The following is a 14,130-nucleotide window of genomic DNA, read 5'->3' as shown; positions in this document are numbered from 1 at the left end:
ACATTGCGGGTGCACGCGTCGAAGCAAACGATAAACACGCCGGGCGCATCGCGACGCGGCGATAACCACAAGACAGCAGCAAGCGCCGGGGGCGCCTCGCGGGGGATCAGAATGAGCACTATTGCAGTCGAGAATCCGGGCGTTACGGGGGCCACGGACGATGCGCAGTTGAACGCGAGCTTCGCTCGGCAGCCCATCCTGAATCGGGACGGCATGCTGTGCGGCTACGAGCTCAAGATACGCGCGCCGCAATGGCCGGCAGAGGCGCTGGCCGACCTCGATCCCGACACCCAGGACGACACGGATACGGACGCTGACGACCGCAACGCGCGCGCCGGCCGCGCGCTCACGCCGGCGCAGCGCGTTGCCCGCGCGATCATCCGCGGGCTGGTGCAGGGCAACGTGCGCGGCGCGTTGACCGGCCATCCGGCGTACATCGACACGACCCGCGACATGCTGTTCGACGACGCGATCGAGCGCCTGCCCGCCGAACGCTTCGTGTTCGAGCTGCCGCCCGACATCCAGGTAGACGAAGAACTGATCGCGCGCATCGTGCTGCTGCATGGGCGGCGCTATCGCTTCGTGCTCGACGACGTCACCCAGCCCAACGAGACCTTCGCGAAGCTCCTGCCTTACGCAGAAGCCATCAAGATCGACATGACGCGCGCGCCCGCCGCGCTGTTGCCCAAGTTGACGAGTGTGCTCAAGTCGGCGGGCAAGCTGCTGATCGCCTCGGGCCTCAACACGCAAGCCGCTTTCGAAACCGCGCACGGCATGGGCTTCGACCGTTTTCAGGGCTATTTCTTCGCACGTGCGCAAACCTCGATGACGCGCCGCGTGAGCGCGCCGCGCCATGCGCTGCTGAACCTGCTGCAACTGCTCGCGGGCGACCCGACGGTCGCGCAGCTCGAAGCGGAGCTGAAGCTCAACCCGGTGCTGGTGATGCATCTGATGAAGCTCGCCAATTCGAGCGGCTTCGCGGTCGGCCACAAAGTCACGACGTTGCGCGAGGCGATCAACGCGACCGGCACCGACCGCATCGCGCGCTGGACGCAGCTGCTGCTGTATGCGGACGGCCGCAAGGTCGCGCTCGAAGACGACCCGCTGCTGCAACTCGCGGCAACGCGCGCGCGCTTCATGGAACTGGCTGTCGAGCGCCTGCCCGAGGCCGGCCGCGACGAAGCGGACGCAGCGTTCCTGACTGGCGTGTTTTCATTCGTCGACGCGGTGTTCGGCGGTTCGCTCGAAAGCACGTTGAATGTGCTCACGCTGTCGCGTCCGATCCAGGCGGCCATTCTGCATCGCGAGGGCGTGCTCGGGCAGTTGCTCGCCGCCGTCGAGGCGCTGGAAAACGGCGCGTGGGACACGATTGCGGCGCTTTGCGAGCAGCTTGCGCCGTTGACGGTAGAAGAGGTCGCGCAAATGGGACTCGCGGCCGGCGCCTGGGCGGGCGTCGCGGACCGCAGCGCGGAAGGGCTCGAAAGAATCGAGGACTGAGGCTGGCGAGGCAAGCAAGCCGGCATGGAGCGCATGCCGGCTGCAAAATTCAAACTGAAAACCTGGTTGCTGAAAATCACTTTCGAAACTCAGCAGGCAAATCTGGCGTCGGGCAAACACAGAATCTGGAGAACCTACGCAGTGTGATCAGCGATCACGCCACGTCTTTACATCGTCTCCATTTCCCGCATCTGCCCCAGGCCGAAAAAACGGCCTAACTCCTTGGCCAGTTCGTTCAGCACGCTCATCTCCTTCTGCGAGATGCGGCGCGGCTCCTGAGTGTGCGACCAGTCGCCGTAGAGCAGTGCGACGGTTTGCTCCGTTTCGTCCACCACCGGCAGCAGCACGAAGGCGCGGGTGTCGTCGAATGAACGGCGGAACCACTCGGGCAACCGCGCGACCATTTTTGGATCGCGCGCATTTTCGATGAAAATGCCCACCGAATTCGCAATGGCCAGGTGGAACACGTCCGGCTCGAACGCGGAGCTGAACGTGAGCTTGGGCAGCGCCGCGTCGATTTTCGGCCCAAGGCCGAGGCGCGCGCGGAAAGTGCCGTTGCTATGCTTGACGAACACCACGGTGCGCGCAAAGCCGAGTGCCGCGAGCACCGTTTCGGATGCCATGCCGAGTGCCGGTGCGAGCGAGCTCGTGTCGGGCAGGTTGCGCAGGTCTTCGACGCCTGCCGCGATGCGCGCTTCGGGGTTGAGCGCCTCGCGCGCTATGGCGTCGGCGTTCGCGCGCAGCTCCACGATTTCCCGCATCACACCGTCGCCACCTTCCTCGCGGGCGAGCGCCACGCTCATGTCGAGCAGCACTTCGGGGTCGGTGTTGAGCGCGCGGCTATATTCCTGCGCCAGTTCGGCCATGCGCTCTTCGCGCGTGAACTCGGGCACGTTCTGCTGCGTGAGCACGTCGGCGACCGCCGTCGAGTAATTGGTGATGGCGCGCAGCCACTGCACCTGGCGCGGCTGCTCTGTGTCCTGTGGATCGAACTCGCCCATGCCGGAGCGGATCATGTCGGGCAGGCGCCAGCGCACCGCGGCTTCGGCGCCGATTTCGTCGAACGTCACGCCGAGCACGAGCACACAGGCATCGGCTTCCAGCGTGCCGCTTTCAATGTGGCGGCGAATCTGATCCCATTCCGCGTCGAGATAGAACACCACCAGCAGCTTGCCGATCTGCCGCATCAGCGTGCAGACCACCGCTTCCTCGCCGGCGCGCAGGTCGCCGCGCTCGGTGAGCTTGCGCGCGACGCAGCCCGAAAGCAGCGTGCGGTTCAGTTCGAGCTTCGCGTCGATGCGGCGCGGCGCGCTGTGATGAAAGTGATCGACGATCTTGAGGCCGACCACCAGATGACCGACGGCGTCCATGCCGAGCACCATGAGCGCGCGCGACACCGTCGTGATGTTGCCGCCGAACGCCATATACATGGCCGAGTTCGCGAGGCGCAGCACTTTTTGCGTCAATGCGAAGTCCGACAGCACCACCTGCACGAGGCCGGTGAAGTCGAGGTCGTCGTTATTCATTGCCGCCATGGTGGTGCGCAACGACTGCGACAGCATGGGGAAATCGCCACGCTCGCTCATTCGCGTCCAGAGCCGGTCGAGCACCGCCGCCTTTACCATGAGAGTCCCGCAAAAGCCATACGTGTTCCAGTAAATGCCATGCCGGCGCGAAGCCGGCCTATGCCGCTCTTTGAGTGCTTGACCGGCACCGCTATGCGCTGTGCAGGTGAAGCGAGCGCGCTTCGAAACGCTGCGCCAGTTCGTCGGACGGCAACGCCTGGCAGACGAGCCACCCCTGAATGTGGTCGCATCCCATCTCGGTGAGCAGGCTGCGTTGCGCTTCGGTTTCCACGCCCTCGGCGACCAGTTCCAAGTCCAGCGTCTGGGCGAGGCCCACCACCGCGCTGACGATCGCCTGATCGTTCCGGGAGGTTAGCAGATTCTCGACAAAACTCCTGTCGATCTTGAGCTTTGCAAGGGGAAACCGTTGCAGGTAAGCCAGGCTCGAATAGCCGGTGCCGAAATCGTCGACGGCAAAGCGGATGCCCATGGCCGTCAGCTCTTCGAGCAACACCTTGGCGTGAGCCGGGTCGTGCATCAGCAGGCTCTCGGTGATTTCGAAGACGAGGCGGCGCGGGTCGATGCCGGTCAGGTTGATCGCCTCGCGCACGGCGTCCGTAAAACGGGGATCGCGGAACTGCTGCGGCGACACGTTGACCGCCACGTATTGCAGCGAGATGCCCCGCGCGTCCCACTGGATCAACTGCATGCAGGCCACCTTGAGCACCCAGTTGCCGAGGAAGTTGATGAGCCCGACCGACTCCGCGAGCGGAATGAACATGGACGGCGGCACGAGCCCGTGAACCGGGTGCATCCAGCGGATCAACGCCTCCACGCCGACCACGCCGTGCGTGCGGCTGCTGGTGATCGGCTGGAAGTGCAGCGAGAACTCGCCGTTGCGCACGCCGTCGTAGAGGTCCGCCTCGAGTTTCAGGCGCTCGGCGTCGGCGGGGTTGTCGTCCGGCACATAGAACGCGAGCGTGTTGCCGCCCGCCGCCTTGGCCTGCAACAGCGCGTGGTCGGCCCAGCGCAGCAGATGCGTGTCGTGCGCAGTCGTGTCGTTCGCGTGACGCACGTCAGGGTAGAGCGCGATGCCGATGCTCGCCGACAGGTGCACCTGCTGGCCGCTGAACACATACGGCTGCTGGATCGCGGTGAGCAGGCGCCGCGCCAGCGCTTCGGCGGCTGCTGCGGCGTCCGTGCGGTTGGCGGCGGGCTTCACGAGGATCGCGAACTCGTCGCTGGCCACGCGCGCCACCGTCTCCTGCGGGCTCGTCATGTTCAGGATGCGCCGCGCCGTGTCGCGCAGCATTTCGTCGCCGGCGTCGTAGCCGAGCGCGCGGTTCACGCGCTGATAATCGTCGATGTCGAGCAGCAGCAGCGCGGCGGGCGTGCCGTGCGCGTCGGCCCGCTGCTGCGCCTCCAGCACCGCGGGAACCAGCGCCGACTGGTTGGCCAGATTGGTGAGCCGGTCCAGATGCAGCGCCTGGATGAGGCGCTCCTCGCTCGCGCGCCACGCCGACACGTCGAAACCGGCAATCGCAAAGCCGTCGATGCCGTGATGGCTGCTGCGCACCACGCGCAGCTCGACGGTGATCGGATAGGTCAGCGACTTGATGAGTCCGAGCGTCGCCTTTTCCACGTTGCCAGTGGTGCGGGCGCGTTCGAGCAGCGCGTCGAGTCGCGCCGCGTCGGCCTCGGCCACCAGCTCGTGCAGCGTGATGGTCTCCAGATACTCGCGGTGATAGCCGATGAAGCGCAGGCTCGCGTCGGACACATACAGAAAGCGCAGTTCGCTGTCCACATGCGCGAGCAGGTCCACGGCGCCGACCACCTGTTCCAGTTGCGGCGCCGCGGGCGGCGCGGCGGCCGGCGCGGTGGACGGCCCGGCTTGTGGCCCGTCCTCGACGCGCCGGCCAAGACCAAGAAGCCGGCCTACGACCGTGCGCAAGGAGCCCCGGCGGGGCGCGGTGATCCTGTTCGCTTCCATGTGTGGGTGGCAACCTGTGTTCGTCTGCGGGCGGGGCGGCTTGCCGTTCGCCTCTGCGGGGCGGTGAACGGGTCAGGCGGGTGTCATGCGGGTACCACGCTGGTATCAGGCCGCCCCATCAGGACTAGATAACGACCTGTCGTCTGAAATCTTTAGTGCAAGCGCAAGAAAAACATCCTGTAAGGAAGCGCGGCGGGCGACGGCAGCCGGACACCGCCGATTCGGTTAAAGTGCGGTTGGCCGACGTCCGTTAATACGACAAACCCCTGTGCGGTGGCGGCGCGCCGCTGTCGCGCAGCCCTTCGAACGCAGCACCGACGACCCATGTCTGAACTTCATCTGGTCCGGGCCTCCCCCCGGCGCATCGAGGTGCGCGACGCGACCGGCGACGAGCCCGACGCGGCTAGTGCTGCGCAGTTCGTCTATCTGGGACGACAGCCGATTCTCGATCGCCAGGGCGCGCTCAACGCATACGAACTGCTGTTCCGGGCCGGCGCCCACAACTATGCCGAGGTCACCAACGACGCGCAGGCGACCGCGCAGGTGGTAGCGCGCGCGCTCGGCGGAATCGGCGTGCCGGCCGTGCTCGGGCAGCATCGCGGCTTTGTCAACATCGACCGGACGATGCTGTTCGACGACATCGTCCACGTGATGCCGCCGGAGCGCTTTGTCCTCGAAATTCTGGAAACCGTCAGGTTCGACGCGCAACTCGCGCGGCGGCTCGGCGAATTGCGGCGCGGCGGCTTTCAGGTCGCGCTCGACGACGTGACGCAGCTCTCGGACGAACTGCTCGCGATGCTGCCGCATGCGGACATTGTCAAGATCGACTTCCTGCAGACGCAGCGCGCGGACCTCCCCGAACTCGCGGCGGCCATGCGCGGCGCGGGCAAGACGCTGATCGCCGAGAAAGTGGAGACGCGCGAAGACTTCGCGCTTGCGCGCGATCTGGGCTTCGATCTGTTCCAGGGCTACTTTTTCGCGCGGCCGCAGGTGCTGGCCGCGCCGAAAAACCGCTCGCCGCGTCCCGGCCTGATGCGCCTGCTCGCGCTGCTTTCGCGCGACGCCGGCATCGTCGAACTGGAAGCTGAGCTGAAGCTCAATCCCAGTGTGGTCGTGCAGTTGCTGCGCCTCGTGAACTCGAGCGCGTTTGGCCTCGGGCGCAATATCGCGTCGCTGCGCGAGGCGATCATTGCGACAGGCACGCGGCAGATCGCGCGCTGGGCGCAACTGCTGCTTTACGCGGACAGCGGCGACCTGCCGTGGCGCGCCGACCCGCTCGTGCAACTGGCCGGCACGCGCTCGCGCTTCATGGAACTGGCGGCGGGCTGGATGCGTCCGTCCGACGACGAATTCGCCGACGCCGCGTTCATGACCGGCATCTTCTCGCTCGTGCATGTGCTGCTCGGCAGCACGCCGAAAGCCGTGCTGGAAAAGCTGGGCCTCGCGCCGCATATTCGCGATGCGATTGTCGAACGGCGCGGAGCGCTCGGCATGCTGCTGCGGATCGCGGAGGCGGCGGGCGAGGGCGCCGATGCGGCGTCGATCGCCCGCGATTGCGATGCGCCGCCCGAGTTCGCCGCGCTCACGCCCGAGATACTGGCGGAACTCAATCTGTCCGCGGCCGCGTGGTTCGGCGCGCATATCGAGGAAGCGGCGGCCTGATTTTACTGGCAAGCGCAATTCATGAGACTCGGGCATGCAATAAATCGACGAGCCAGGCAGCAATCTGTTGCGACAACCGTGGACGCCCGATCCGGGTTCGCGAGACTGGCCGCATTATTTGCCGTTACTTGTGAGATTGCTAGGGAAGGGATTGTCTACGTTCGGCCCTCAAGCGTCATTTGATGCCAGCCCTAAGACGCCGTTCGAATGTCCGATCGACTTTCAAAAGCGGCCCCGAGGTTCAATCCGCCACGTGCGAGCCCCGTTAGGTGCCCACAAAGATGGCGTGTTAGGCCATTCCTCCCGGTCTGCGTAGATGCTCGCCGAGAAAGTCGACGAATGTCCTGAGCTTGACCGAAAGCTGGTTGCGCTCCAGATAGATCGCGTGGATATTGGCATCCGGCAAGGCCCAGTCCGGCAGCAATGGCACGAGTTCGCCGCGCGCGAGATGGCCTTCGATCTCCCACTGCGAGCGCACCACGATCCCGCGACCTTCGAGCGCCCACTGAAGCACGACGCTGCCGTCGTTGCTGGCCAACGCGCCATCGACCTTTACCGTCTCCGTGCGCTTGCCGCGAGAAAAATGCCATGTGCCATAAGCCGACTCGTTCTCGCGCAAAACAATGCACGCATGCCGTGTCAGGTCGTGCGGCACCGAGGGATTGCCGTGCCGCGCCACATAGCCGGGCGACGCGCACACCATGCGCCTGTTCTCGAGCAGAAGCCGCGCGTTGATGCGCGCATCCGGCACCTCACCGAAGCGAATGCCGAGATCGAAACCCTCGTCCTGAAGACTTATCGGCCGGTCCGTCAGATGCAGCAGGATTTTCATCGCGGGATAGCGCGCGACGAACTCCGACACCGCCGGCGCGATGCGCGCGCGACCGAACCCGAACGACGCATTCACGCGCAGCAAGCCGGTCGGCTCGCCGCGGCTTTGCGTGACCAGATGCTCCAGTTCTGACAACTCGTCCAGAATGCGCGAGCCGTTCGACAGATAGAGCTCGCCCTCTGGCGTAAGACTCAGACGCCGCGTCGTGCGGTTCATCAATCGCACGCCGAGGCGCCGTTCCAGTTGCGCAAGCCGCTTGCTGACCGCGGGCGGCGTCACGCCCAGCTCGCGCGCGGCAGCCGCGAGATTCCGGTGCCGCGCCACAAGCGCGAACAGATTCAGGTCCGAGAAACCATCCATTTCAATGCTCCACATGGTTCGCCGATTCATTCCTGCTGGTAACGAACGGAATGCTTTCAAGGAAACCAAATCATACGATTCATCAATTAGACTCGAATCACGATCAGGAGACAACCATGTTTGAAGGCTTCAGGAACGTATCGGCGACCGTCGACGATGTATGCATTCACGCCATTAAGGGCGGGCGAGGCCCCGCGCTTTTACTCTTGCACGGGCATCCGCAAACGCATGCGATCTGGCACAAGATCGGGCCGGCGCTGGCCGAGCATTTCACGGTGATCGCCGCCGATTTGCGCGGCTACGGCGACAGCGGCAAGCCGCCGGGCGCAGCCGATCATGCGAACTACGCGAAGCGCCGCATGGCGCTGGATCAGATCGAACTGATGCGCGGCCTCGGCCATGAGAGCTTCGCGGTGATCGGCCACGATCGGGGCGGGCGTGTAGCGGCACGCATGGCGCTCGATCATCCAGAGGCAGTGACGCGCCTCGTGACGCTCGATGTTGCGCCGACGCTCGCGATGTATGAAAAGACCTCGTTCGACTTCGCGCGCGCCTATTGGCACTGGTTCATGCTCGTGCGTCCCGCGCCGTTCCCGGAGACGCTGATCCGTGCGGACCCCGATCTCTATCTGAGGCAGACCATCGGCGCGCGCAGTGCCGGCCTCGCGCCGTTCACGGCGGGGGCTTACGCGGAATATCTGCGTTGTCTCTCCGATCCCGCTACGGCGCACGGCATCTGCGAGGACTATCGCGCGAGTGTAACGATCGACCTCGAACACGACCGCGCGACGCTCGCTTCACAGCAGCGGATCGCTTGTCCGTTCATGGCGTTGTGGGGCGCACAGGGCGTGATCGAACAATGCTTCGATCCGCTCGCCGAGTGGCGCGCATATGCGCCGAACGTGCGCGGCGAGGCGCTGCCTTGCGGCCACTACATCCCCGAAGAAGCGCCGCAGCAACTGCTTGAACGCGTGCTGCCTTTTCTCAGCGAGTGATCCCATGTCCAACCGAACCCTTTATCACAAGCTCGTCGATTCGCACACGGTGTCGCGTATCGACGCACAGAATGTGCTGCTGTACGCCGATCTGCATCTGATGAACGAGTACACCAGCCCGCAAGCGTTCAGCGCGCTCGATGCACGCGGCCGCGCGGTGCGCCGTCCGCGCCAGCAACTCGCCGTCGTGAGCCACATCATTCCCACGCATGCGGAGTCGCCGCGCATGATTCGCGATGCAGCGTCGCTGCTGCAGGCGCAGAACCTCGCGCGCAACTGCGAAAGAGCCGGCATCCGGCTCTTTGCGGCGAACGATCCGCTACAGGGCATCGAGCATATCGTCGCGCCGGAACTCGGGCTGATTCGTCCCGGCATGGTCGTGCTGTGCGGAGACAGCCATACCACCACTTACGGCGCGCTTGGCGCATTGGGCTTCGGCATCGGCACGTCGGAAGTCGAGCACGTGCTCGCGACGCAAACGCTCGTGTACCGGCTTGCGCGGACCATGCGCATCACGATCGATGGTGCGCTTCCGGACGGCATATCATCGAAGGACCTCGTCATCTGGATCATCAGCCAGATCGGCGCGCAAGGCGCGCGGGGTTATGCCGTGGAATTCGCCGGTTCGACGATCGGATCGCTTTCGGCCGAGGCACGCATGACCTTGTGCAACATGACCGTCGAAGCCGGAGCGCGCGCCGCGCTCATCGCTCCGGACGCGACCACCTTCGAATACGTGCGCGCCCACACGCCTTCGCTCGACGACACGGCATGGCCCGCCGCGCTTGAAGACTGGCGCGAGCTGCATTCCGACGTTGGCGCGCACTTCGACGCCGAGCACCGCTTCGACGCACGGAACATCGCCCCGTTTGTCACATGGGGCACAAGTCCTGATCAGGCCAGCGCCATCGATCAGCCAATTCCCGACGAAGCTGCGCAGGCGACGCCCGAGGCCGCCGCATCGCTGCGCCGCGCGCTCGACTACATGGGACTCACGGCCAATCAACCGATTGCTGGCACGCGCGTCGACCGTGTGTTCATTGGCTCGTGCACGAACGGGCGCATCGAAGACTTGCGCACGGTGGCCGCGATCGTGCGCGGCAGGCGCGTAGCGGCAGGCGTGCGCGCCATGGTCGTGCCGGGCTCGGGCAGCGTGCGTCGGGCGGCCGAACAGGAAGGGATCGCGAAGACACTGATCGACGCGGGCTTCGAATGGCGCGAGCCAGGCTGCTCAATGTGTCTCGCGATGAACGACGACGTGCTCGGCGCCGGAGAACGCTGCGCGTCCACCACCAACCGCAATTTCGAAGGCCGCCAGGGACGCGGCGGCCGCACGCACCTGATGAGTCCGGCAATGGCGGCGGCCGCCGCGATTACCGGCTGCATCACCGATGTCCGCACGCTGGAGGCACCCACATCATGACCCGACTCACCGCTATTCAAGGCAGCGCCGTGCCGTTGCCGATCGACAACCTCGACACCGACCAGATCATGCCGAAGCAGTTCCTGCGCATCATCGACAAAGCGGGGCTCGCCGACGGCCTGCTATACAACCTGCGATTCGACGAGCGGGGTACACCTCGCACGGACTGCGTGCTGAACCGGAGCGCTTACGTGAACGCGCGCATCCTGATCGGCGGCGCGAACTTCGGCTGCGGCTCGAGCCGCGAGCATGCGGTGTGGGGCTTGCAGCAATACGGCTTTCAGGCCGTGATCGCGCCGAGCTTCGCGGAAATCTTCTACTCCAACGCGATGAATAACCGTCTGCTGCTAGTGCAACTGGAGCCCGACGCGATCCATGCGCTGACGCACCAGGCGATCGAAATGCCCGGCGTATCGATTTCGATCGATCTCGAACAGCAGACGGTGAGGTCCGCGTCGGGTGAACGGTATGCGTATCCGATTGGCGCTCGCCACAAGCGTATGGTGATCGAAGGCATGGATATCGTCGATCTGACGCTCGACTCCCTCGCCGCGATCGAAGCATTCGAGCGGTTGCATTTCGCCCGGCATCCTTGGGCGCAAGTGATGTAACCGCACCTCTTGCCGCGCGCCGCAGCGGCATCCCTGTTTTCGCCAGGCCGATTCCCTTCCGATCGAAGAAGGGAAGGGCTTCTTTTTGCCTCGATAAAGGAGGAGACACATGAAACGCAAACCGTTCTACACGATTCTCTATGTCCAGGTTCTGGCTGCCATCGTTGCCGGCGTGCTGCTCGGCCATTTCGCACCGCACGCCGCGGTTGCGTTGAAGCCGCTCGGCGATCTGTTCATCAAGCTCGTGCGGATGATCATCGGGCCGGTGATTTTCTGCACTGTCGTGACGGGCATCGCCAGCATGCAGGACATGAAGAAGGTCGGCCGTGTTGGCGGCAAGGCGCTGCTCTATTTCGAAGCGGCATCAACGCTCGCACTGGCGATCGGTTTGCTTGCCGCGCATGTGCTCGCGCCTGGCAAGGGCTTCAATGTCGATCCGTCGACGCTCGACGCGCGCGCTGTTTCTGGCTATGTGGCGCAGGCGGCGCATGGCGACGGCATCACCGGATTCATCGCGCATGTGATACCCGAGACGTTTGTTGGCGCGCTGGTTCAGGGCGACATCCTCCCCGTGCTGCTGATCGCGATGCTGTTCGGCACGGCGCTGGCGCTGATGGGAGAGCCCGGCGCGCCCGTCGCGCATTTGATCGAGACTTTGTCCAAGGGGTTCTTTCGCATCGTCCGGATGGTCACGAGTCTCGCGCCCATCGGCGCGTTCGGGGCGATGGCCTTCACGATAGGGCGTTACGGAATCGTCTCGTTGCTGCCCATGCTGAAGCTGATCGGCGCGTTCTATTTCACCGCGTTTCTGTTCGTGGCTGTGGTGCTCGGCATCGTCGCGCGCCTGTGCGGGTTCAGCATCTGGCGCTTCCTCGGCTATATCCGCGACGAACTGCTGATCGTGCTCGGCACATCGACGTCCGAGGCTGCGTTGCCGCAACTAATGGACAAGCTCGAACGCCTGGGTTGCCCGCGCGGCGTGGTGGGGCTCGTCGTGCCGACCGGTTACTCGTTCAATCTCGATGGCACCAACGTCTACATGACGCTCGCGGTACTGTTTCTCGCGCAGGCGACCAATACGCACCTGTCCTTCGCACAGGAAATCACGCTGTTGCTCGTCACGATGCTGACTTCGAAGGGATCGACGGGCGTGACGGGCGCGGGCTTCATCACGCTTGCTGCGAGCCTGTCCGTCGTGCCGACCGTTCCCGTCAGTGCGATGGTGCTGATTCTCGGGGTCGATCGCTTCATGTCCGAATGTAGGGCGTTGACCAACATCGTGGGCAATGGTGTGGCGACGATCGTGGTATCGGCGTGGGAAGGCGGACTCGATCGAACGAAGCTCGCGATGGCGTTGGGTGATGTCGAGCAGGTGGGAGGCGGTTCGCAGCCACCAGCCCCATGCGAAACGGCCGCTATTGATCGCGAAACAGTCCCTTACAAGTGATTATATCGGGTGACCGGTCAGGGTCGACCAGAGACGGTCCCGGGTCGACCAGAGACGCTCCAGCCCTTGAGACATCCGTTCGATCAACGCCCCATCACACTGACAGTCGAAGTCATGCATCCCGGTTCTCGATGGCGCAATATCGGACCGTTGCGCACCTGCGGGGTTTTCATTCCCGGCAGTCTCGTCAATTCCGTCTTTCCAGTCTCACCAACTCGGCCCCAGTCTCACGAATTCCGTTTACCTGCAATTTGCGAGTGAATGACGATGAATGGCGGGTTTTTTGCGACCTGATTTACGACCTGACTTGCGGTTGATTGGCGCTTAGATGCGCTCAGGGCACTGCCTGGCAATCAGGGGCAATCAAGGACAATCAGGGGCGGCCGCGAGTCGGCGGCGCATACGTTGGCGAGCGCCGCGTGCCGTGTATCGAGCGCCGCCCGTCGAGCGACAGCCACCGCCGACCCAAGCCTTCGGGCAAGCGTCGCGCGCAATTTTCGTCTACGTGGTCCAATAGAGCGCAAGGCCGGCCGTCCACCTGCCGTCACGCCGTTTCGTCGCGCCCGCTTCAAGCGTCCCAGGCGCCTTGAGTGGCGCGACTGGTGCGCGTTGCATACTGCCGGACGGCGGCGCCAGAATCTCCCTTTTCGAAGGCGAGCCGCAACGCTCAAAGGATCGCAGATGAAGAAAAACCTCATGCCCGCTGCGCTGGCCGCGGCCGTTTCCGTGACCTGCGCTGCCTGGTCGCTTAACGCTCATGCGACGCTCAAGCCGGGCGACACGGCCCCGCCGTTCACCGCCGAGGCGTCGCTCGGGGGCAAGACCTACACGTATTCGCTTGCCGACGAGCTGAAGAAGGGCCCAGTGGTGCTGTACTTCTATCCGGCCGCTTTCACGACCGGCTGCACGATCGAGGCGCATGAATTCGCCGAAGCCGTCGACGAATACAAAAAATACGGCGCGACGGTGATCGGCGTGTCGCACGACAACATCGACACGCTCACGAAGTTCTCCGTGAGCGAGTGCCGCAGCAAATTCCCGGTTGCGGCGGACGCGCAGTCGAAGGTGATCGCCGCCTACGATGCCGGCATGCCGATGTACAGCTCGATGGCCAATCGCGTGTCGTACGTGATCGCGCCGGACGGCAAGGTCATCTACGAGTACACGAGCCTTTCGCCGGAAAAACATGTCGAAAACACACTGAAGGCCGTGAAGGCGTGGGCCGCCACGCACAAGCAGCCGTAAGACTTCTGCCGGGCGTTTACTATGCCGATTCTGGTTGGACTATTCGCGCTCATCGCGCTCGTGTACGGCGCGGTGCGCGCCTTCGACGCATTGCAGGCGGGGTTTGGAACGCCGGTCGCCGTCGGCGTCGCGGTGCTGGCGGCTCTGCTGCTGGCGGCCGCCATTGCTTACTGGTTGCGCCGCAGGAAGCAAGTCGCGCCGAACATTCGCGACGGCGACTGGACGCATCGCCTCGACGGCAGTTGGGGTTCGGTGCGGCTCGCTTCTGGCAAGCGCCTGTGTGAGGTGCATGTGGGCGCGGAGCAGGGCGCCTATATCTTTGCCGATCTGCTTGGCGCGGATCTGCAGCGTCAGGAAGCGCACTGGCAACTCGCGCTGAAGGTCAAGGACAGCGCGCGCGGCGTGTGGCTATTGCCGATGCAGAACGAGCGGCAGGGCAGGCAATGGCAGCGCATTTTTCTACTCGCTATCGAGCAGAAGCTTTGAGGCGGCCCCGGCGTGCC

11 protein-coding genes are annotated in these 14,130 nt (G+C 64.4%); 8 read left to right on the top strand and 3 right to left on the bottom strand.

Annotation, left to right across the window (positions count from 1 at the left end):
- Window positions 1–111 precede the first annotated feature (111 nt).
- The gene (locus JNB89_RS14520) at window positions 112–1,497 is read left to right on the top strand and encodes an EAL and HDOD domain-containing protein (RefSeq protein ID WP_220362644.1); all 1,386 of its coding nucleotides are present in this window, start codon (window positions 112–114) and stop codon (window positions 1,495–1,497) included.
- 167 nt (window positions 1,498–1,664) lie between these two features.
- Here the strand turns inward: JNB89_RS14520 and JNB89_RS14515 are convergent, their stop codons facing one another.
- Both JNB89_RS14515 and JNB89_RS14510 read right to left on the bottom strand, forming a co-directional pair.
- The gene (locus tag JNB89_RS14515; RefSeq protein ID WP_220362643.1) at window positions 1,665–3,122 is read right to left on the bottom strand and encodes an HDOD domain-containing protein; all 1,458 of its coding nucleotides are present in this window, start codon (window positions 3,120–3,122) and stop codon (window positions 1,665–1,667) included.
- Window positions 3,123–3,213: 91 nt separating this feature from the next.
- The gene (locus tag JNB89_RS14510; protein WP_135894836.1) at window positions 3,214–5,052 is read right to left on the bottom strand and encodes a putative bifunctional diguanylate cyclase/phosphodiesterase; all 1,839 of its coding nucleotides are present in this window, start codon (window positions 5,050–5,052) and stop codon (window positions 3,214–3,216) included.
- A gap of 324 nt (window positions 5,053–5,376) precedes the next feature.
- Between JNB89_RS14510 and JNB89_RS14505 the strand changes: the two genes are divergently transcribed.
- On the top strand, window positions 5,377–6,714 hold the full coding sequence (locus tag JNB89_RS14505) for an EAL and HDOD domain-containing protein (protein WP_220362642.1): 1,338 nt from the start codon (window positions 5,377–5,379) through the stop codon (window positions 6,712–6,714).
- 289 nt (window positions 6,715–7,003) lie between these two features.
- Here JNB89_RS14505 and JNB89_RS14500 read toward each other — a convergent pair whose 3' ends face one another.
- Entirely contained in the window at window positions 7,004–7,906 is a 903-nt protein-coding gene (locus JNB89_RS14500) for a LysR family transcriptional regulator (protein WP_041746028.1), read from the bottom strand.
- A gap of 116 nt (window positions 7,907–8,022) precedes the next feature.
- On the opposite strand from JNB89_RS14500, the gene JNB89_RS14495 reads away from it, so the two are divergent.
- From JNB89_RS14495 to JNB89_RS14470, 6 genes are all read left to right on the top strand, one after another.
- A complete protein-coding gene (locus tag JNB89_RS14495; RefSeq protein WP_220362641.1) occupies window positions 8,023–8,901 on the top strand; it encodes an alpha/beta fold hydrolase in 879 nt (292 codons plus the stop codon).
- 4 nt (window positions 8,902–8,905) lie between these two features.
- Complete coding sequence (leuC, locus tag JNB89_RS14490; RefSeq protein WP_220362640.1) at window positions 8,906–10,324, top strand: 3-isopropylmalate dehydratase large subunit; 1,419 nt, start codon at window positions 8,906–8,908, stop codon at window positions 10,322–10,324.
- Complete coding sequence (leuD, locus tag JNB89_RS14485; RefSeq protein ID WP_220362639.1) at window positions 10,321–10,935, top strand: 3-isopropylmalate dehydratase small subunit; 615 nt, start codon at window positions 10,321–10,323, stop codon at window positions 10,933–10,935. The genes leuC and leuD overlap by 4 nt, the downstream gene beginning before the upstream one ends.
- A 109-nt stretch (window positions 10,936–11,044) precedes the next feature.
- Window positions 11,045–12,382 carry a dicarboxylate/amino acid:cation symporter gene (locus JNB89_RS14480; RefSeq protein ID WP_220362638.1) on the top strand — a complete coding sequence of 446 codons (1,338 nt, stop codon included), beginning with the start codon at window positions 11,045–11,047 and terminating at the stop codon, window positions 12,380–12,382.
- A gap of 681 nt (window positions 12,383–13,063) precedes the next feature.
- Window positions 13,064–13,627 (top strand): peroxiredoxin, encoded by a 564-nt coding sequence (locus JNB89_RS14475; RefSeq protein ID WP_013339704.1) that lies wholly within the window; start codon window positions 13,064–13,066, stop codon window positions 13,625–13,627.
- Between the two features lie 21 nt (window positions 13,628–13,648).
- The gene (locus tag JNB89_RS14470; RefSeq protein WP_220362637.1) at window positions 13,649–14,113 is read left to right on the top strand and encodes a hypothetical protein; all 465 of its coding nucleotides are present in this window, start codon (window positions 13,649–13,651) and stop codon (window positions 14,111–14,113) included.
- Window positions 14,114–14,130: the final 17 nt, after the last annotated feature.

This window comes from Paraburkholderia phenoliruptrix (genome assembly GCF_019511605.1).
Classification (GTDB): Bacteria; Pseudomonadota; Gammaproteobacteria; order Burkholderiales; family Burkholderiaceae; genus Paraburkholderia; species Paraburkholderia phenoliruptrix_A.
The sequence above is the reverse complement of the archived record's forward strand: the minus strand, read 5'-3'. Positions and strand labels throughout refer to the sequence as shown.

Excerpts from the sequence above, each read along its gene's own strand:
- JNB89_RS14520 (WP_220362644.1), top strand. The coding sequence starts at position 112 with ATGAGCACTATTGCAGTCGAGAATCCGGGCGTTACGGGGGCCACGGAC.
- JNB89_RS14515 (WP_220362643.1), bottom strand. The coding sequence starts at position 3,122 with ATGGTAAAGGCGGCGGTGCTCGACCGGCTCTGGACGCGAATGAGCGAG.
- JNB89_RS14510 (WP_135894836.1), bottom strand. The coding sequence starts at position 5,052 with ATGGAAGCGAACAGGATCACCGCGCCCCGCCGGGGCTCCTTGCGCACG.
- JNB89_RS14505 (WP_220362642.1), top strand. The coding sequence starts at position 5,377 with ATGTCTGAACTTCATCTGGTCCGGGCCTCCCCCCGGCGCATCGAGGTG.
- JNB89_RS14500 (WP_041746028.1), bottom strand. The coding sequence starts at position 7,906 with ATGGATGGTTTCTCGGACCTGAATCTGTTCGCGCTTGTGGCGCGGCAC.
- JNB89_RS14495 (WP_220362641.1), top strand. The coding sequence starts at position 8,023 with ATGTTTGAAGGCTTCAGGAACGTATCGGCGACCGTCGACGATGTATGC.
- leuC (WP_220362640.1), top strand. The coding sequence starts at position 8,906 with ATGTCCAACCGAACCCTTTATCACAAGCTCGTCGATTCGCACACGGTG.
- leuD (WP_220362639.1), top strand. The coding sequence starts at position 10,321 with ATGACCCGACTCACCGCTATTCAAGGCAGCGCCGTGCCGTTGCCGATC.
- JNB89_RS14480 (WP_220362638.1), top strand. The coding sequence starts at position 11,045 with ATGAAACGCAAACCGTTCTACACGATTCTCTATGTCCAGGTTCTGGCT.
- JNB89_RS14475 (WP_013339704.1), top strand. The coding sequence starts at position 13,064 with ATGAAGAAAAACCTCATGCCCGCTGCGCTGGCCGCGGCCGTTTCCGTG.
- JNB89_RS14470 (WP_220362637.1), top strand. The coding sequence starts at position 13,649 with ATGCCGATTCTGGTTGGACTATTCGCGCTCATCGCGCTCGTGTACGGC.